Genomic DNA, 18106 nt, shown 5'->3' on the forward strand with positions numbered 1-18106 from the left:
GCTTCCAAGCAGTCATCCCCTGACTGCTCCTGTTCACCCTCCGGAGAGGGTCACAGGACCTCCTGAGTTACACCACTCGGAGGGGCGCTACCTCGGCCCCTCGGCGCAGCCCGAGCAAGGTGGTTCCGAGCGAACCGGTGCCCACCAGCTCACGTACGCGGGAAAGGGGCAGGATGCGCCCGTGCTGCCGGGCCACGATGGCGACGCAGGCGGCACCGCAATCCTCCTCGGAATGCTGCTCGACAAAGGCGTAGCGGGGCATGGGGCTGCGTGAAGCCCTCCAAGGGTTAGCGGACGGGACGACCCAACGCGGCCCTTTCCGCAAAACATTGCAAACATAATCAACACAACTTCGGATACACCCTTACATCCCTTTGCAAGGAATTCTTGAGATTCGCGATCCATTGAGCGCAAACCACAATACGGAGGCACCTTTAAATTCAAAGGCTGCCTCCCAAGGCAGCATCTCAAAATATATTTTGAGTTTATTCACCAAAGAGTACAACCAATTCTTAATCAATTGTTAAAGAATTCCATGTCTGCCTGAACTAACATCTCTCCCATCATTTTCCTTTAACTTGCTCAAAGAATCTTGTACAAATGCCTACCGTTCATGACCAGGGCCAGATCTGCTCTTATCGTTAGGGCATGGTCATTAGAGGCCTCTAGGCGAAGCATGCGGATCTCACAAGGTGCATGGCGAGAGTCATCTCTGCAAGTGCCGAATGATGATCAGCCTATCGACTTGACACCTCTTCCCCTTGACCCAAGCCCAAAATCACTTTTCTCCCTTTCCTGCCATGGCTTTCTTCACCCTGATTGACGACGCAGCCACCCAGAGCATCTCTGGTGGCTTCCTTAACAGGTCCTTCAACCGCCAGCGGACTGACAATCGTCAGATCAACCTTGACAACTCCGACAACAGGAACAACTCCAACAATTCCACCAACACCAATAACTCCGTCCGGAACCGCGGCTTCTTCACCGGCAACACGATCTCCGTTTGAACAACTTTGACGACAGGGTAATCCTCTCTCTCCCTCCCCTCTAGGGAGGGTCGTCGAAGTTCACCCGTCAAACGATCCAATCATCAAAAGCGTCGATGACTCGACGCTTTTTTCTTTCGTTCTGGATGGATTCGCTGCCGCTTAACCCCAACAACAACAGAGTGACCAAGTCAGGATGGTTGGCACTATCCTGACTTGGTCACTCTCTCTAGATCAAAACTTACTGGGTTAAACAGCAGGTTGTGGCATCATTGGCATGATTGGACTGCGGCGGATCAAGCGAACAGCCACGCTGATCGAATTTCCAGACAAGGGGCCATTATTGCGCACCGAATTATCAGTGTTCACGGAGTTATCAGAATTATCAATATTTACATTGATTGCAAAGCTATAACTCCGATTGTCTTCTCGGTTGACGTTAAAAGACCGATTTAACACGCCTCCAGAAAAAGTCTGCGCTTGGTCATCGGCAATAGGGGCGAGGTAGGTCACTGCTCAGATTAATCAAGGGACTGGCAACTTACAGAGGCTTCCGTCAAGGAAAGAGAAATGTACAAAAAATATAAAAAGTACGATTTTCTTTACAGTGACCCGCCCCTTCAATTGCCTTATCCTTCTAGCTATTCCTCGAGAACGGGGTTCATTCTCTCGAGAAATATGACGCAAAGAGATACATTTTGGATCGAGCCCGAGCAATCGTTCAACGCACCGCCGTCGCTAGCGCGCCACGGCCTTCCAGTGGCGCCCGCAGGGCTTCCTCGATCGGGGCGGAGCCGTAGTCACGCTCGAGCAGCGCCATCACCGTGCGTCCGAAATCTCCCGGATCCGCGGCGAAAGCTTCCAGACAGATCCGTCCGAAAAGGCTGCCCATCGGCTCGGGGTTCCAGAGCAGCTTGCGGGCCGTCCAGGGCATCATGCTCATCGGGTTGTAGCCCGGCTCGATCAGCCCCTGGTCGAAGCCGTACTGCTCCAGATGGGTGTGAGGCTGCAGTCCGATGAAGAAGATCGCCGGCTCCACCTTGTCGGCCCCGAAGATCCTCTCCAGTTCGCGGTGGTAGGCCACGGTCTGCCTGATCGTCTCTGGCCGCTCGTCGATGACGTTGAAGGAGTAGTTCACGGAGACATGCTCTCGGAAGCCGGCACCAGCAAGCAGGCGACAGTTCTCGAGCACCGTGCGCAGGTTGTAGCCCATGCGCATCTTGCGCACCAGCTCCTGACTGCCGGAGGTGATGCCGATCTCGAAGTAGTCCATACCGGTGGCCACCATCAGCTCGGCCAGTTCCGCGTCGAGATTGTCGGCGCGGATGTAGGCCGCCCAGCGGATGTCGTCCATGCCGGCCGCCAGGATCGCGCGGAGCAGTTCCTTGGCATCCTCGATGTACCGGCGCGCCGGAATGAACTGGGCGTCGGTGAACCAGAAGCCGCGCACGCCCCGGTCGTAGAGCTGGCGCATCTCCGCCACCACTTCGTCCACCGGATTCACCCGAACCGCCTTGCCTTCCACCACGGTGTAGACGCAGTAGCAGCAGTTGTGGGGGCAGCCGCGTTTGGTCTGCACGCCCACGTAGAAGTCGCCGCCATCGAGGTACCAGTCGAGCTGGGGCCAGATGGACGCGATGTAGGTGTAGTCGCAGGCGGTTTTGATCACCCCCTCCGGCTGCTCATGGATCAGCCCCTCCCGGGGCGGCTCCCCCACCACGTAGCAGCGCTCGGAAGCCAGCGAGCGGCCGCTGATCAGCTTCTCCAGCAGCGGCTCCCCTTCCCCCACCGAGACCACGGTGCCCGCCGGCAGGCTCTTGCCCAGCTGCTCGTAGAACACGCTGACCGCCCCGCCGCCGATCACCACCCGCGCCGCCGGATGGAAGCGCCGGGCCCGGCGCAGGCCACGGCGCACCAGCCGCAGGTTGCGCCAGAGTTCTCCGTAGAAGGCCCCCATCAAGCGCAGGCCGCCGAGTGCCCCACGCAGGCGACGCAACGGGTTGGAGGCATAAAACACCTCGAAGGAGTTCTGCAGGGGGTTGCCCCCACGGCCATCCACCGGGGCGTAGATCTGGATGTCGCGCCAGGAGAACACCAGCAGGGTGGGGCGGAAAGCCTCGATCGTGCGCAGGAGAACCCGCTCCACATCCAGCAGGGGCAGGGCCGCCAGATCGAGGATGCGCTGGGGCAACCCAGGGAAACGTTTGTGCAGGTGATCGGCCAGGTACACCGGCCCGATCGGAAAGATCGGATTGCAGGGCAGGCGGATCAGTAGAACCCGCTCGGCGGTGACACCTGAGGTCGGCAGATTCGGTTCCAGCTGCATCTCCGGCCGCGCCATCGGCTCCCTCAGGCCAGGACGGACGCTAACAAGCGTGCATGAAGAGAAGTGGCCCGGCGGCGGAGATCGGGCGGCAACCAGGGGATGAAGCGGTCATGAACGCAGAGGCGCGGGCGCAGCGCCCAGCCCGCCAGCTCCAGCCGGCCGCTCAGCTCCCGGGGGCTGGGCTGGGGATAGGCGGCATTGATCACGTCATGACTGTCGAGGCCACCGAGATCATTGATGCCGGCCTCAAGCGCCTGAGGCAAGCTCTCCAGAGGCCAGAGGTTGGGTGGCAGCTGCAGAGTCACCTCGGCAGGCAGGATCCGCCGGGCGGCTTCGATCAGCTCGAGCAGATCCTGCTGCTCGGCACTTCCGAGCGGGACGGCCTGAGCGCCATCGGGCCGCCAGGGCTGCAGGATCACTTCCTGCAGATGCCCCCATTGCTTCTGCAGAGCCGCCAGAAGCTCAAGGGCCCGCAGCCGGTCCGAGCGGCTCTCCCCCACGCCCAGAAGCAGACCGGAGGTGAAGGGGATCCCAAGGCGCCCCGCCTGCTCCAGCTGACCGAGGCGCAGGGCGAGGCGTTTGCTGGGCGCCGCCTTGTGCAACCGCTCGTAGGCTGGGCCAAGTCCCTCCAGCATCAGGCCCAGGGAGGGGTTGAGCCTGGCAAGGGCGGCCATTTCCCGCCGCGAGAGAGGGCCGGCGTTGGTATGGGGCAACCGCCCCAGTGACAGGGCCAGCCGACTGAAGGCCAACAGGCGCGAGAACCACCCGACCCTCTGCGGGGAAGCGGGGGCCACCTCACCGCTGAGCAGGAGCACTTCAGTGGAATCCGGCCGCCGGCGCAGGCTGCGCCGGGCCCCGGCAAGGGTGAGATCGGTGGTGCTCCCCGGGTCACGGCGAAACCCGCAGTACTCACAGGCGTTGAAACAACTGCGGCTGGGAACCAAGGTGACGCTGGGGCTCCAGCGCACCAGCCGGGACGGGTCCACGTCGGGCTCCTGGCCAGGCCTGAACGGGGGAATGACCGTCAGGACTGAATCCACCGCACCAGGCCCGCACCACCCCGAAGCAAACCTTAAGCGCTTCACACATCCCGCAATGTCCTGTTACATTGAGGCAGGCGAAGGGCTTTCGGGTCCACCGGACGGGTTTCCCCGCTCCGGCTTGTCGTCTTACCTAACCGACCCCTCACGGGGCCACACCTCTCGCTCTCATGACCACCACTCTTCAGCAACGCCAGGGCGCGTCTGCCTGGAGCCAGTTCTGCGAGTGGGTCACCTCCACCAACAACCGCCTCTACGTCGGTTGGTTCGGTGTGCTGATGATCCCCACCCTGCTGGCTGCCACGATCTGCTTCATCGTGGCCTTCATCGCCGCTCCTCCCGTCGACATCGACGGCATCCGTGAGCCTGTTGCCGGCTCCCTGCTCTACGGCAACAACATCATTTCCGGCGCCGTTGTTCCTTCGAGCAACGCCATCGGCCTGCACTTCTATCCCATCTGGGAAGCCGCCAGCCTCGACGAGTGGCTGTACAACGGCGGTCCTTACCAGCTGGTGGTCTTCCACTTCCTCATCGGCATCTTCTGCTACATGGGACGTGAGTGGGAACTCTCCTACCGCCTGGGAATGCGCCCCTGGATCTGCGTCGCCTACAGCGCCCCCGTGGCCGCTGCTTCGGCGGTGTTCCTGATCTACCCCTTCGGTCAGGGTTCCTTCTCCGACGGCATGCCCCTCGGCATCTCCGGCACCTTCAACTTCATGCTGGTGTTCCAGGCTGAGCACAATATCCTGATGCACCCCTTCCACATGCTGGGTGTGGCGGGTGTGTTCGGCGGCTCCCTGTTCTCCGCCATGCACGGCTCCCTGGTGACCTCCTCCCTGGTGCGTGAGACCACCGAGAGCGAGAGCCAGAACTACGGCTACAAGTTCGGCCAGGAAGAGGAGACCTACAACATCGTGGCTGCCCACGGTTACTTCGGTCGCCTGATCTTCCAGTACGCCTCCTTCAACAACAGCCGCAGCCTGCACTTCTTCCTGGCTGCCTGGCCCGTGGTCGGCATCTGGTTCACCGCCCTGGGCGTGAGCACGATGGCCTTCAACCTGAACGGTTTCAACTTCAACCAGTCGATCCTCGACGGCCAGGGCCGCGTGATCAACACCTGGGCTGATGTGCTGAACCGCGCCGGTCTGGGCATGGAAGTGATGCACGAGCGGAACGCTCACAACTTCCCTCTGGACCTGGCTTCCGCTGAAGCCACGCCCGTGGCGCTGACCGCTCCGGCGATCGGCTGATCCTGCGGGGGACCTGCGGGTCCACCACCAGCATCAAGGGCGCAAGCCCCATGGCCTCCCGCACCGCGGGGGGCTTTTTTTGTGGGTCTGGCGTGGGGCTGAGGGAGAGGGCGGGGAACGAAAGGATCCCTAGGGTTCCCAGAGCAAGCGCTCGAAACCTCTCGCCCGCATGTTCGCCTCGATCACCCTGTTCACGATCATGCTGGCCCTGGGAATGGGCCTGAAACCGGAGGCCCTGGGCCGGATCCGGCAACGCCCGGGGCTGTTCCTGAGGGTGCTGCCGGCCTCCTGCCTGCTGGTCCCGCTGGTGGCCCTGGGCTTGCTGCTTCTGCCGATCGGCCAGTCGCTGGGTCCCTCGGCGCGGATCGGCCTTGCCCTGATGGCGGTCTGCCCCAGCGCCCCCCTCACCCTGCGCAAGGCCGGCAAGAAGGGAGGAGACCGCGAGCTGGCGGCGGTGCTCCAGGTGGGGGCGGCAATCTCGGCGATTCTCTCGGTGCCCCTGATGGCCGATGTGTTCCGGGCGGCCTACGGAACTGCCTCCTGGGACATCGGGCCCGTGGAGGTGGCCCTGCAGGTGGGGCGCACCCAGGTGCTGCCACTGCTGGTCGGCATGGCGATTCAGGGCTGGAGGCCAGCTCTGGCGGAGCGGATCGAATCCCCCCTCAACCGGGTGGCCAACGGCCTGCTCCTGCTGCTGATCGCCGCTGTGCTGGTCAAGGCAGGACCCAAGCTCCTGCCCTTCCTCAGCGCCAATGCCATGGGGCTGCTGCTGATGGCTGTGATGGTGGGCCTCTGCCTAGGGCTGGGCTACAGCCTGGCCGGCCGCAACCGGCATGAACGAATCACCGTGGCCCTGGTGACGTCCATGCGCAATCCGGGCATGGCTCTGATGTTCGCCACCACCTACGCCAGGGATCTGCCGGGGGTCACGGTGGCGGTGCTCACCTATGTGGTGGTGACCGTGCTGCTCTCGATCCCCTTCCTGAAAACCCTCAACCGGCTGGAAGCCCTCGAATCGGGACTGGAAGTCCGGGCTGTGTGATCACGCAGCCCAGGCTCTCTGGGCACGGACCCAACCCCCTACGCTCGCTGCAGCGTGTGGCAGCCATGGGCAGCAGCTTCGGCCAGCTCTTTCGCATCAGCACCTTCGGCGAATCCCACGGCGGTGGAGTGGGGGTGATCGTGGATGGCTGCCCCCCCAGACTGCCCCTGGATCTGGAGCTCATCCAGCGGGAGCTGGACCGCAGAAAGCCCGGCCAGAGCAAGATCACCACTCCCCGCAAGGAAGACGACCGCGTCGAGTTCCTCAGCGGCCTCCTGGATGGGGTCACCCTGGGCACACCGATCGCCATGGTGGTGCGCAACAAGGACCAGCGCCCCGGGGACTACAGCGAGATGGCCGTGACCTTCCGGCCCTCCCATGCCGATGCCACTTACCAGGCCAAGTACGGCATCCAGGCCCGCAGCGGCGGCGGCCGGGCTTCGGCACGGGAAACGATCGGCCGGGTGGCGGCCGGTGCCATCGCCAAGCAACTGCTTGCCCGCGCCCACGGCACGGAGGTGATCGCCTGGGTGAAGCGGATCCACACGATCGAAGCCACGATCGATCCAGCCGGCGTGACTCTCGAGGACGTGGAGGCCAACATCGTGCGCTGCCCCGATGCGGATTGCGCCGAGCGCATGATCGAGCGGATCGAGGCGATCGGGCGCGAGGGTGATTCCTGCGGCGGTGTGATCGAGTGCGTGGTGCGCCGGGCGCCGTTGGGCCTTGGCATGCCGGTCTTCGACAAGCTGGAGGCCGATCTGGCCAAGGCGGTGATGTCGCTGCCAGCCACCAAGGGCTTCGAGATCGGCTCCGGCTTCGGGGGCACCCTGCTGCGGGGGAGTGAGCACAACGACGCCTTCCTCGCCACCGGCGACGGCAGCCTGCGCACCGCCACCAACAACTCCGGCGGCATCCAGGGGGGCATCAGCAACGGCGAGGAGATCGTGCTGCGCGTGGCCTTCAAGCCCACAGCCACGATTCGAAAGGCTCAGCAGACCGTGACCTCCAGCGGCGAGGCCACAGTGCTGGAGGCCAAGGGCCGCCACGATCCCTGCGTGCTGCCCAGGGCGGTGCCGATGGTGGAAGCGATGGTGGCCCTGGTGCTGGCGGATCACCTGCTGCGTCAGCAGGCTCAGTGCAGCCTCTGGTGAAGAGTGCCTGGGAGTGAGGGGTAAGCCGCCACCCAGTCGGCCAGGCACGGATCCAGCCGGGGGCTCCCACCCGACTCCGTGATGATGCTCTCGAACAGGGTGGAGCCCAGGGCCAGGGCATCCACACCACCCTGAAGCCAGCTGCTGAGATCGGCCACCTGCAGCCCACCGGCGGCGATGCAGAAGGGAAGGGGCGCCAGGGCACCCGAGAGCGAGGCCCAGTACCCGCGACCAAGGGTCCTGGCCGGGAAGAGCTTCACCGCCGTGCAGCCCAGCTCCACCGCCCGGTGCACTTCCGTTGGGGTGAAGACCCCTGGCACCAGGGTGATCCCCAGCTGGTGCGCCCAGCTCAGCAGCTGGGGATCCAGAACGGGCGAAAAGGCGAAGGTGAAGCCGGCCTGGCGGGCAGCCTCCAGTCCCTCGAGGGAGCGCACAGAAGCGGCACCGAATCGGATGGCGGGGTAACGCTCGGCCAGCTCACGGCACTCAAGGCTCCAGCGGGACCATGGGCTCCAGGCGATCTCCACATGGCGAATCCCGGCTGCACTCAACAGCGCGATCCGGGAGAGGGCCTCCAGGGGACGGACCGGGCGCAGCACAGCCAGCAGCGGCAGCGCCCGGAGTTCATCCAACAGCGTCCGGGGCTCAGACGTATTCAGCGACCCGCACATCGCTGCGGATCAGGAGCTCCTGAAGCTCCTCGGCATCAACGGTTTCCTTCTCCACCAGCATGTCGGCCAGTTCATCAAGAACAGAACGGTTCTCGATCAGCACGCGCTTCGCCCGCCGGTAGGCCTCAGCCACCAGCAGACCCACCTCCTCGTCGATGGTGGCGGCGGTGTCTTCGGAGAAATCACGCTCAGCGGCGATGTCGCGGCCGAGGAACATCCCTCCCTGGGCGCGGCCGAGGGCCACGGGGCCGAGCTTGTCGCTCATGCCGAAGCGGGTGACCATCTGGCGAGCGACACGGGCCACCTGCTGAAGGTCGTTGGAGGCTCCGGTGGTGACTTCATCCTCTCCGTAGACGATCTCCTCGGCGACACGACCACCGAGGGCCACGGCCATCTGGTTCTGCAGATAGGCACGGGAATAGAGGCCCGACTCCATCCGCTCCTCACTGGGGGTGAAGAAGGTGAGACCGCCAGCCTGGCCGCGGGGAATGATGCTGATCTTCTGCACCGGGTCGTAGTCGGGCATCAGGGCACCCACCAGGGCATGCCCCGATTCGTGATAGGCCACGAGCCGCTTGCGCTTCTCGCTCATGACCCGGTCCTTCTTCTCAGGACCGGCCATGACGCGCTCGATGGCGTCATTGACCTCGTCCATCGAGATTTCGGTGAGCTGACGGCGGGCCGCCAGGATCGCCGCTTCATTGAGCAGATTGGCCAGATCGGCACCGGTGAAACCGGGAGTGCGGCGGGCCACCTTGTCGAGATCGACATCTTTGGCGAGGGTCTTGCCGCGGGCATGGACCCCGAGGATCTGCAGACGGCCGGCGTAGTCCGGACGGTCGACCACCACCTGGCGATCAAAGCGGCCCGGCCGCATCAGGGCTGAGTCCAGGACATCGGGACGGTTGGTGGCCGCCACGATGATGATGCCCGTGTTGCCCTCGAAGCCGTCCATCTCGGTGAGCAGCTGGTTGAGGGTCTGCTCACGCTCATCGTTGCCGCCACCGAGGCCAGCGCCCCGCTGCCGGCCCACGGCATCGATCTCATCGATGAAGACGATGCAGGGAGCGCTCTTCTTGGCCTGCTCGAACAGATCACGCACGCGGCTGGCGCCCACGCCCACGAACATCTCCACAAACTCCGAGCCGGAAATGGAGAAGAACGGCACACCGGCTTCTCCGGCCACAGCCTTGGCCAGCAAGGTCTTGCCGGTGCCGGGAGGGCCCACCAGGAGCACACCCTTGGGGATCTTGGCGCCCACGGCCGTGAAACGATCGGGATTCTTGAGGAAGTCGACCACTTCGGTGAGCTCGAGCTTGGCGCCCTCGATCCCGGCCACATCCCCGAAGGTGACCTGGGTCTGGGGTTCCATCTGAACGCGGGCCTTGCTCTTGCCGAAGCTCATGGCGGGATTGCCGCCGCCTCCCTGGGCACGCCGCAACAGGAAGAACAGGCCGCCAAGGAGCAGCAGCGGGAAGAGCAGGCTGCCCACGGCCTGCTGCCACGCGGCCGGTTCACGGTTGGGCTGAACCGCGATGTCGACGTTGTGATCGGTGAGGAGCTTGAGCAGGTCCTTGTCGGGAGCGAGGTTGACCACGGCGCGGTTGCCGTCGTTCTCAACGACCTGGGCGGTGCCGCGATCGGGGGAGATCAACACCCTGGAGACCTGGTTCTCCTGAACCGCCTCGACGAAGTCGCTGTAGCGGAGGCTTCTGGGGGCGTTGGCCGGATCAGGGCGACCCAGGAAGGCGGAGCCCACCGCAATCACCACGATCGCCAGGAGCACATAGAGCCCCGCGTTGCGCCAGCGTTTTTTCAACCTGCGTGCTCCTGAGAGGGGAAGTAACAGAATGTTAACCGTCGCCGGGGCCGTCAGGCGGACCGCAGCACCTCCACCACGCTACGGAACGCGAACCACTCCGGGATCTCCTCACCGCTGCGCAGCATCTGCCGGAACTGGGTTCCGCTCAATTTCTTCACATGCAGCCCCCGTGCCTGGGCGTGCTCCGCCGTCACGTAGCCCTCTTCTTCGGTGTACACCAGGTTCAGCGACGGCACCGTTTCCATCCCCAGCTCCGGCGCGTTCTCGCGCGCGAAGTCCTGCGCGTCGTAGGGGCCGTAGAAGTCCTCCCCACTCAGCGAGCTCTTGCAGCCCGCCATGTCGCGGCCGATGATGAAGTGCGTGCAGCCGTAGTTCTTGCGGATGATCATGTGCTGCAGCGCCTCCCGCGGGCCGGCCATGTGCATGGCGTAGGGCAGGTACGCCCAGCGGATGCGCGGGTTGGCCACCTCCGCCGCCAGCCGCTCATAGGTCTGGAAGCGCACCTCCCCGGCGATGTCATCCTCCTGGGTGGGACCGCAGGTGGGATGCACCAGCACCACTCCCCCCTCGCTCACGTTCGGGGCATGCAGAGCCCGGGTGAACAGCTCATAGTGGGCCCGGTGGATCGGGTTGCGGCACTGGAAGGCCACCACATCCTCCCCATGGGGCAGATCGGCGCGCACCTGGGCCGGTGTGCGGCAGGGGAACACCCGCTGGGGCAGCTCCAGGCCCTGCAGGGCACCGCCGAGGTAGTACCGGCCCCGCTCGGTGGCGATCATGCGCACCGCCGGGTGCTCCAGAGACGTGGTGCCGTAGCAGCCTTTCGCCTCCTTCACCTTGTCGGGCTCCCAGCGGCTCTCCACCGTGAGCACCGCCAGCTCCTGACCCTGGTAGGTCAGCAGCAGCTTCTGTCCCACCGCCACGTCCTCCTGGTCGGTGTCGAACACGATCGGCAGCCCGAACAGCAGCCCCGAGGTGGTGCGGTACCCCGCCACCACCGCCTCGTAGTCCTCCTGGTGCATGAAGCCCAGCAGGGGCGAGAAGCCACCCACCATCAGCAGCTCCACATCGCAGGCGTTGCGGTGGCTGCACTCCAGCACCCGGTCCACTCCCGCCTTCACCGCCTCACGCTGCTCCGGCGGCACGATCAGATCCACCAGCGTGCCCCCGTGGGGGGGGATCAGACCGGTGCCGGAGCGGCCGGAGGGTGCGGCGGTGGTCATGGAGGGGCAACTGCGGGTGGAGAGATTGTTCCAGACCGGGCGACAAGGACATGTGACCGGTTTGTCTGCACAGCGGTGCCGCGGGTGAACGCGGATGGATCTGACAGAAAAAGGGGCCCCGAGAGGACCCCTTCTGGCGGAACTGCCGCGGCAGTGGCAGTGGTCGAAACTGACGGGAGCCGAAACGGCTGATCGCCTCAGACGGGGCCTGGGGTCAGACCTGCTCGAGGCGCCCGTAGAGCTCACCGGTGACCTTGACATCGACAGCGGCCTTGCCGCCCATGTCGGTGTCGGAAGGCTGGACCGCCGTGAACACCCCGGCGAACTCACCAGTGGCGCTGTCGACCTTGGTGATCGAGAGACTCATGGTGCCGGTGCCCTCGATGTACTGCTTGACGTTTTCCTTGGTGAGGTCCTCGTCATCGCCGGCCGGCACCAGACCGACGGCACTGCTGTAACCGGTTGTGAGACCACGACCCTTGGGATCGAGGAAGTTGGCGGTGCGGTAGCTGGGCGTCCGGTAAGCGCCCTCGAAATCCGTGCTTGGACTGATGGAGGTGCCATCGGCCGTGGCGATCAGCTCCTTGCTGGAGAAGGTGAAGGGCACTTCCTCACCACCCGGCAGGAGAACGGTGATCGGCTGGAAATCAATACCGCCAAGCTCCTTGAAGGTGAGATTGGTGCCGTCGATCTTGAGATCGCCGTAGACCTGATCAAGGCTGGAGGTGTAACGGGTGAGGATCTTGCCCGCCACGAACTGAGCTTCCTGGCGCTTGTTGGCCGGCTCGCCCTTCACGAACACTTCGCTCGGGTGGAGGCAGATTTCACGCAGCTGGTAGCGACCGGAGGGATCCAGGGGGATGGAGCCGCGGGCCGAGTCCGGAAGGGTCGGGCAGTCGTTGGCCTTGCCGGTGTTGACGATGTCGTCGTAGGTGACATTGGCCCGTTCAACGGCTTTGGCACCGCCACCGCACGCTGTGACCAGCGTTAGGCAGAGCGCCAGCACGAGGGCCAGCAGGGGTCGAAAACGCATTGGGAGAAGCCGCACAAGCAGGGTGAAACCTTGGTGATGGGTGCGCCAGCGGCGATCCTACAGATGAAAAACCCGAGTCCCGATAGCATGTTGCGGCTCTCAACAACCCGTAGGGCGGGAGGCGACACGGCTGTCATGACCGAAGGTTTCAACGCTCCGGCCGAGGCCCGGGATCCCCTGCAGGCTGCAGGGGGGCTGGTGCAGGAACTCCATCAGCTCGCCGAAGGGCTCGAGGGGCAGCCCGAGGCACTGCTGAACCTGCTGCGGGAGCTGGAAACCCTTCACCGCTCGATTCAGGACGGCGCCTTCCGCCGCAGCCTGCCGGAAGACCGCCGGCAGCTGTTCGCCCTGCTCAGGGACATGGAGCGCAACGGCGGTTGGCCCTACATCCCGCGCCTGCAGCTGCGCACCTTCATGGATCTGCTGCAGCGCGACGACCAGCAGCCAGTCCTTCAGCAGGAGCCTCCGCTGGCGGCGTGAGCGGATCCAGCAACGCACCGAGGGCACTGATGAGCTGATGGGCCACGCTGAACTTGCCCGTGGACTCGATGCGCCTCTCCCTCGAACCCGGACCGAGAATCCAGCCTTCATTGCTGCTCACCCCGAAACCGGCCTGCGGTCGGTCGATCGGGTTGGCGAAGAGCAGATCGCAGCCTTTGCGCAGCAGCTTGGCGCGGGCCTGGGGAAGCACATCCCCCGAATGGGCCGCGAACCCCAGGATCCGCTGACCTGATGCGCGACGGGCCACCAGCTCGGCCAGCAGGTCAGGTATCTCGCACCAGCCACCACTGAGGGTGGCGAGCAGATCCTGCTTGCTGAGCTTCCGGACTTCAGGCGCGGCGCGGCCGTGATCCGCCACGGCAGCGGCCATGGCCACCGCATCGGCCGCCGGTTGCAGGCGCTTCAGGGTCTCGCCCATCGCCGCCCCGCTCTCGGCGGGATAGGCATGCAGGCCTTCGAGCAGGAGCGGATCAAGGTTGAGGGGGCCGTGCACCAGATCGACCTCAGCCCCCCGGAACCGGGCGGCCTGGGCCAGCATCACCCCCATCCGGCCACTGCTGGGATTGGTGAGGCAACGGGCGGGATCGAGCCATTCGCGCGTGGGCCCGGCGCTCACCAGCAGCCGCCTCCCCTGCCAGTCACGCCTCCAGCCATGCAGACGCAGGGTTTCAAGCCCCAGCAGCAGCTGCTGAGGCTCCGCCATCCGGCCGGACCCCTGCCGGTCGCAGGCGAGCAGTCCGGAGGCGGGCCCCAGAGTCAGCACCCGCTCGAAGCCCTGAAGCTCCTCCCAGTTGCGCCGCACCCCAGGGGAGCCCCACATCGCGGTATTCATGGCGGCCGCAGCCAGCACCGGGGCCTCCGTCGCCAACAGGGTGCTGGAGAGCAGTGTGTCCCCTGAGCCCTGCACCCAGCGGGCCAGGCTGGTGGCGCTCAGCGGTGCCACCAGCACCAGCTCGGCCCACTCGGCCAGCTCCACATGCAGGGGCCGGGGCGCCCGGTGGCTCCACTGATCCTCCTCGAGATGACAGGGGGAGCGGCTGAGGCTGGCCAGGGCCACCGGGCTCACCAGCCTGGCGGCGCTGGGGGTGAGCACGCAGCGGACCAGGGCACCGCGCTGGGCCAGGGCACTGACCAGGGCGGGCAGCTTGACCGCGGCGATGCTGCCGCTGATGGCCACCAGGATCCGGCAACCCAGCAGGGGGTCGTGGTCAGCCCCGCCTGGAGTCGGGGGCGAGCCCGCGGGCTCACTCCTCATCGAAGGGTTCCTGATCCACCAGATGCACGTAGGGACGGGCCAGCTCCGGACGGTGGATCGCCAGGGCCCTGATCAGGTGCCAGTCCTGCAGTGCGGCGAAAGGGGTGGGATAGTCATCGTCATCCAGACGCTGGGCCAGCTCGGCGATGGACGCTTCATCGAAGGCGGCCAGTCGCTCAGGAGTGATCGGGGTTGCGGACACGTGGCCAGTGGAGCGAAGCACCTCTCAATTCCAGCGCATCAGCCTCACCCCTGGGCCGGGGCCTTCAGGCCAAAGCGATGAGGGGGCGAATCGGCGGTGATAAATTCCCTTGACGGGATACCCCTCAAGGGGAATTAGCTCAGCTGGTAGAGCGCTGCGATCGCACCGCAGAGGTCAGGGGTTCGAGTCCCCTATTCTCCATCAATTCTCTGCTTTCTAATCAGCAAGTCGTCCCTGGGGGAGCTGCCGGAGCGGTCGTCAATCCGAGATCGGCCGTTCGACTCAACACGTCGTGTGGATTCACTCCGCACGATCTGATCATCGCTCCCTCAGCAGAGATCCGCAGCTCAGGAGTCTGGAGCGTAGTCTCCGTTCTGCACAGGCCCTGGATGCGAACTATGGAGTGGACCCCGGAGGCTGAAGCCAGGCTGAAGGAAGTTCCCTTCTTCGTGCGCCCCGCCGTGCGGCGCCGGATCGAAAGCCTGGCCGTCGAGGCCTCCCTCACCTGTGTCGACCTCGAGTTCTACGGCGCCGCCAAGGCCCGCTTCGGCCAAAAATGAACGTCTGCTGAGCGCTGGAACGCGAAGGTCCTGATCAACTCCAGCCCAGCCAGGGAGGGGCCCTTCGCCGGGATCAAGCCCCTTTGACCGGCCATAAGGTAAAAGGGAGGGCATTACAGGATGCCCCATCCATGTCGCAATCCAAGCGCGAGCAGGTGGTGAGTCACCTGCGCTACATCCGCCAGGAACTCCGGGAGATGCACCAGGGGGTGATGGAAGATGGCCTGCTGCCGGAGGCGGGTGAGGTGCGCGGGGTGATGGCACAGATGGAGGCGCTGCTCGAGCTGCTGGAAGGCAAGGGGTCACGCAAGAACAAGGACAGCGAAAGCTGAGCTCCGGCTCAGGCCTGGCGGGTCAGCCTGAAAGGGTGTAGACCAGCGCAGGCAGGTGGCCGTTCTTCCCTCCCGTGGCCCTCCGGTGATCCGTCCCCAGCAGACCCGGTTGCATCGTCAGGTGGCTCAGCTGGGGGAGCGCCTGAGCCACTGGGCTGAGAATCCCTGGCGACGGCTCTCACTGGTGCTGATCACCGGATTCGGGACCTTCTTCTTCGGCGGCGCGGTGGGGATGCTCACCGGAGCCCTCTCCTACCTCGATCCCCTCGCGGCCCTGGTCTGCATGGTGCCGATCGAGCTCTCGATCCGCTGCCGCCGCTGGCTGATGCAGCGCCCCCAGGATCGCCTCAGTCTGCAACTGATGGACGCGGGACGCATCGGCCTTCTCTACGGACTGCTGCAGGAGGGCTTCAAGCTTCTCTGAGCTCGTCGCCGCGGGCGGCCAGCAGGTAGAGCAGGGCCATGCGCATCGGGATGCCGTTTCGCACCTGCTCCGCCACCAGGCAGCGCTGGGTGTCATCCAGCAGGTCGCCGCTCATCTCCACACCACGGTTCACCGGACCTGGATGCAACACCGGAACTGAAGGGCCGCAGAGCTGCAGGCGGGCCTGGCTGAGGCCGAAGCGGCGGTGGTAACTCTCCAGGCTGGTGAGCAGGTGCTGGTGCATCCGCTCCCGCTGCAGCCTCAGGGTCATCACGGCATCGGCGCCTGGCAGGGCCCGCTCCAGCTGGCGCTCGATCCTGATCGAGCCGCGTCTTGCCACAGGATCCACGGTCTGGCCGGGGGGCGGTGCCGCAACGAACTCGGCGAAGGCATCGGGCAGCAGCGTGGCGGGGGCGCAGAGCACCACGTGGGCGCCACAGGCGGTGAGCGCCCAGAGATTGGAGCGCGCCACCCGCGAATGGAGCACATCGCCCACGATCACGATCGTTCGGCCGTTGAGCGCCGCCGGTGTCGGTTGCTCCGGGGCGAAATGACGGGCGAGGGTGAACAGATCGAGCAGCCCCTGGCTCGGGTGACTGTGCAGTCCATCACCCCCGTTCAGCACCGCCACCGGCCGGCCGGCGCCCCTTCGTTCCCGGTCGAGATCGCGGGCGAGCGCCGCCGGGACTCCGGCGCAGCGGTGGCGCACCACCAGCACATCGGCGCCCATGGCCACGTAGGTGAGGGCTGTGTCGAGCAGGCTCTCGCCCTTGCTCAGGGAGCTGGAGGAGGGGGAAAAGCTCTGGACATCGGCCGAGAGGCGGCGGGCCGCCAGCTCGAAACTGCTGCGGGTGCGGGTGCTGGGCTCGAAGAACAGGCTGGTGACCTGCCGGCCCTGCAGGGCGGGCAGCTTGCGGGAGCCGCTGACGGGCATCACGCGGAAGCGCTGGGCCAGCTCCAGCACGGTGGCGAAATCCTCGAGGCTGAAGGCCGCCAGATCAATCAGGTGCCGGTGGGACCAGCCGCTCACGGCACCATCCCCTCGGCCGCGGGCAGCACGGCCGCGGGCTCCAGGGCCAGGGATCGCACCGGGGTGCGGTCTCCCCGCGCCCGGCGACTGACGCTGCGGCTGGCCTTCAGATACCAGCGCCAGGGCAGCTCCACCCCCCGGGTGATGCCGATGCGGGTGGTGGTGCACAGCGGGTCATGGCCCTGCAGCTCCTGCTCCAGCCACCAGGCCCGCAGGGCCTGGGACCGCGGCGCCAGCCACACCCCGCCGGCGGAATCCACCGGCTGGCCGTCGTGGCGGCGGTCCAGGCCGAAGCGGCGGGCCAGCAGGGCCGGGCCAGCGGCGATGCGTTCGGGCTCACCCGCCAGGGCCACGGCCCTCAGCAGGACACCGTTGGCCCAGCCTTCACGCTCGGTGACCACATTCACGCAGTGATGGATGCCATGACTGACGTAAACGTAGAAGCGCCCAGGCGGGCCGAACAGCGTGTCGTTGGAGGGTGTGCGGCGCCGGTGGCCATGGCAGGCGGGCTCGCTCTGGCAGTAGGCCTCGGTTTCCACCACCAGTCCCCGGAGGCAGCGCCCATCCTCGAAGCGGCGCAGCAACTGGCAGCCCACCAGATCCGGGCCCACCTGATGGGCCGCGCGTGCGAAGAAGCCGGGCGTCAGGAGATCGACACCGCCGGTCCCGGCGGCGGCTCCGGCGGCGGAACCCGCCAGACTGGGATGAGCCGCCTCGTGATGGGGTTGGTCCCTGGCTGTTATCCGCGTCTGTTTCGTGTCCAACGCTCTCTCCAGCTTCAATCTCGGCACCGTGCTGCTGGCCGGCAGCGGTCTGTTCTGCCTGGCGACCCTCTACTTCGGCACCCGGGGCGGTTACTACGACACCGACGACTACGACGGCAACGGCACCGCCCACTGAACTCCAGACGCTGGAAGTCCGCCGGTCTCAGCCCTGGCGGCGCAGCTGCTCGGATTCGGGGCAGTCTTCGGCGGTGCCGAGATCCTCGGCCCTGGCCGTGCGGCTGAAGAAGGCCAGGCGGGTGCTGACCGCTCCGATCGAATCGAGGCGAATGCTCTCCTCCCAGGTGTGCAGTTCGTCATCGTCCTCCTCGTCGTAGCGAAGAGTGACCAGATCACCGGCGATCTCCACCACCAGAGCCTGCTCGATCCAGCGCTGCTGATCGCGCAGGAAGACCCAGACCGGTCGCTTCTCGCTGCAGAACTGATCCAGCTTGCGGTGCAGCATCCTGAGTTCCGGCTCCAGCGGGCCGCGT

Annotated in this window: 22 protein-coding genes and 1 tRNA gene; 10 read left to right on the forward strand and 13 right to left on the reverse strand. The window is 65.4% G+C overall.

The window, feature by feature from the left end; all coding sequences use genetic code 11:
* Positions 1-67: 67 nt before the first annotated feature.
* Positions 68-262, reverse strand: a complete 195-nt coding sequence (locus tag I1E95_RS05805; protein ID WP_231594890.1) for a cysteine peptidase family C39 domain-containing protein — start codon at positions 260-262, stop codon at positions 68-70.
* Between the two features lie 538 nt (positions 263-800).
* Between I1E95_RS05805 and I1E95_RS05810 the strand changes: the two genes are divergently transcribed.
* On the forward strand, positions 801-1007 hold the full coding sequence (locus I1E95_RS05810) for a hypothetical protein (RefSeq protein WP_197166239.1): 207 nt from the start codon (positions 801-803) through the stop codon (positions 1005-1007).
* Positions 1008-1235: 228 nt separating this feature from the next.
* On the opposite strand, the gene I1E95_RS05815 is transcribed toward I1E95_RS05810, so the two are convergent.
* From I1E95_RS05815 to cofG, 3 genes are all read right to left on the reverse strand, one after another.
* Complete coding sequence (locus I1E95_RS05815; RefSeq protein ID WP_197166241.1) at positions 1236-1499, reverse strand: hypothetical protein; 264 nt, start codon at positions 1497-1499, stop codon at positions 1236-1238.
* Positions 1500-1707: 208 nt separating this feature from the next.
* On the reverse strand, positions 1708-3327 hold the full coding sequence (locus tag I1E95_RS05820; protein ID WP_197166242.1) for a photosystem II high light acclimation radical SAM protein: 1620 nt from the start codon (positions 3325-3327) through the stop codon (positions 1708-1710).
* An 8-nt stretch (positions 3328-3335) separates the two neighbouring features.
* The gene (cofG, locus tag I1E95_RS05825) at positions 3336-4298 is read right to left on the reverse strand and encodes a 7,8-didemethyl-8-hydroxy-5-deazariboflavin synthase subunit CofG (protein WP_231594891.1); all 963 of its coding nucleotides are present in this window, start codon (positions 4296-4298) and stop codon (positions 3336-3338) included.
* A 224-nt stretch (positions 4299-4522) separates the two neighbouring features.
* Here cofG and psbA point away from each other — a divergent pair, with 224 nt between their 5' ends.
* The 3 genes from psbA to aroC all read left to right on the forward strand — a co-directional run bounded on the left by psbA (position 4523) and on the right by aroC (position 7798).
* A complete protein-coding gene (gene psbA, locus I1E95_RS05830; RefSeq protein WP_197162556.1) occupies positions 4523-5602 on the forward strand; it encodes a photosystem II q(b) protein in 1080 nt (359 codons plus the stop codon).
* A 169-nt stretch (positions 5603-5771) separates the two neighbouring features.
* Positions 5772-6644, forward strand: coding sequence for a bile acid:sodium symporter family protein (locus I1E95_RS05835; protein ID WP_197166243.1), 873 nt, complete (start codon positions 5772-5774; stop codon positions 6642-6644).
* Positions 6645-6709: 65 nt separating this feature from the next.
* A complete protein-coding gene (aroC, locus tag I1E95_RS05840) occupies positions 6710-7798 on the forward strand; it encodes a chorismate synthase (protein ID WP_197166245.1) in 1089 nt (362 codons plus the stop codon).
* Here aroC and I1E95_RS05845 read toward each other — a convergent pair.
* From I1E95_RS05845 to psbO, 4 genes are all read right to left on the reverse strand, one after another.
* Positions 7780-8430, reverse strand: coding sequence for a bifunctional 4-hydroxy-2-oxoglutarate aldolase/2-dehydro-3-deoxy-phosphogluconate aldolase (locus tag I1E95_RS05845; protein ID WP_231594892.1), 651 nt, complete (start codon positions 8428-8430; stop codon positions 7780-7782). The two genes, aroC and I1E95_RS05845, sit on opposite strands and share 19 nt — an antisense overlap.
* A gap of 13 nt (positions 8431-8443) precedes the next feature.
* Positions 8444-10288 (reverse strand): ATP-dependent zinc metalloprotease FtsH3, encoded by a 1845-nt coding sequence (ftsH3, locus tag I1E95_RS05850; RefSeq protein ID WP_197166247.1) that lies wholly within the window; start codon positions 10286-10288, stop codon positions 8444-8446.
* Between the two features lie 53 nt (positions 10289-10341).
* Positions 10342-11514, reverse strand: coding sequence for a sulfate adenylyltransferase (sat, locus tag I1E95_RS05855; protein ID WP_197166249.1), 1173 nt, complete (start codon positions 11512-11514; stop codon positions 10342-10344).
* 214 nt (positions 11515-11728) lie between these two features.
* Entirely contained in the window at positions 11729-12547 is an 819-nt protein-coding gene (psbO, locus tag I1E95_RS05860; protein WP_197166251.1) for a photosystem II manganese-stabilizing polypeptide, read from the reverse strand.
* Between the two features lie 135 nt (positions 12548-12682).
* On the opposite strand from psbO, the gene I1E95_RS05865 reads away from it, so the two are divergent.
* The gene (locus tag I1E95_RS05865) at positions 12683-13027 is read left to right on the forward strand and encodes a hypothetical protein (protein ID WP_197166253.1); all 345 of its coding nucleotides are present in this window, start codon (positions 12683-12685) and stop codon (positions 13025-13027) included.
* On the opposite strand, the gene coaBC is transcribed toward I1E95_RS05865, so the two are convergent.
* Positions 12960-14303, reverse strand: coding sequence for a bifunctional phosphopantothenoylcysteine decarboxylase/phosphopantothenate--cysteine ligase CoaBC (gene coaBC, locus I1E95_RS05870; protein WP_197166255.1), 1344 nt, complete (start codon positions 14301-14303; stop codon positions 12960-12962). The two genes, I1E95_RS05865 and coaBC, sit on opposite strands and share 68 nt — an antisense overlap.
* A complete protein-coding gene (locus I1E95_RS05875; RefSeq protein WP_094555211.1) occupies positions 14293-14505 on the reverse strand; it encodes a DUF2555 domain-containing protein in 213 nt (70 codons plus the stop codon). Before I1E95_RS05875 ends, coaBC begins: the two co-directional genes overlap by 11 nt.
* Before the next feature lie 128 nt (positions 14506-14633).
* Here I1E95_RS05875 and I1E95_RS05880 point away from each other — a divergent pair.
* From I1E95_RS05880 to I1E95_RS05895, 4 genes are all read left to right on the forward strand, one after another.
* Positions 14634-14706: transfer RNA gene (locus I1E95_RS05880), tRNA-Ala, on the forward strand.
* 197 nt (positions 14707-14903) lie between these two features.
* Positions 14904-15065, forward strand: coding sequence for a PCP reductase family protein (locus tag I1E95_RS05885; RefSeq protein ID WP_197166257.1), 162 nt, complete (start codon positions 14904-14906; stop codon positions 15063-15065).
* A gap of 131 nt (positions 15066-15196) precedes the next feature.
* Positions 15197-15397 carry a hypothetical protein gene (locus tag I1E95_RS05890; RefSeq protein WP_006172336.1) on the forward strand — a complete coding sequence of 67 codons (201 nt, stop codon included), beginning with the start codon at positions 15197-15199 and terminating at the stop codon, positions 15395-15397.
* A 55-nt stretch (positions 15398-15452) separates the two neighbouring features.
* On the forward strand, positions 15453-15821 hold the full coding sequence (locus I1E95_RS05895; protein WP_231594893.1) for a DUF565 domain-containing protein: 369 nt from the start codon (positions 15453-15455) through the stop codon (positions 15819-15821).
* Here the strand turns inward: I1E95_RS05895 and I1E95_RS05900 are convergent.
* Positions 15808-16851, reverse strand: coding sequence for an aspartate carbamoyltransferase catalytic subunit (locus I1E95_RS05900; RefSeq protein ID WP_197166258.1), 1044 nt, complete (start codon positions 16849-16851; stop codon positions 15808-15810). The two genes, I1E95_RS05895 and I1E95_RS05900, sit on opposite strands and share 14 nt — an antisense overlap.
* On the reverse strand, positions 16848-17498 hold the full coding sequence (locus I1E95_RS05905) for a DNA-3-methyladenine glycosylase (protein ID WP_231594956.1): 651 nt from the start codon (positions 17496-17498) through the stop codon (positions 16848-16850). The genes I1E95_RS05900 and I1E95_RS05905 overlap by 4 nt, the downstream gene beginning before the upstream one ends.
* A gap of 109 nt (positions 17499-17607) precedes the next feature.
* Here I1E95_RS05905 and I1E95_RS05910 point away from each other — a divergent pair, with 109 nt between their 5' ends.
* Positions 17608-17751: a hypothetical protein gene (locus tag I1E95_RS05910; RefSeq protein ID WP_197166259.1), complete on the forward strand. Its 144-nt coding sequence runs from the start codon at positions 17608-17610 to the stop codon at positions 17749-17751.
* Between the two features lie 27 nt (positions 17752-17778).
* Here I1E95_RS05910 and I1E95_RS05915 read toward each other — a convergent pair whose 3' ends face one another.
* Positions 17779-18078: a DUF6679 family protein gene (locus I1E95_RS05915; RefSeq protein WP_197166260.1), complete on the reverse strand. Its 300-nt coding sequence runs from the start codon at positions 18076-18078 to the stop codon at positions 17779-17781.
* Positions 18079-18106: the final 28 nt, after the last annotated feature.

The organism is Synechococcus sp. CBW1107 (genome assembly GCF_015841355.1).
Classification (GTDB): Bacteria; Cyanobacteriota; Cyanobacteriia; order PCC-6307; family Cyanobiaceae; genus Regnicoccus_A.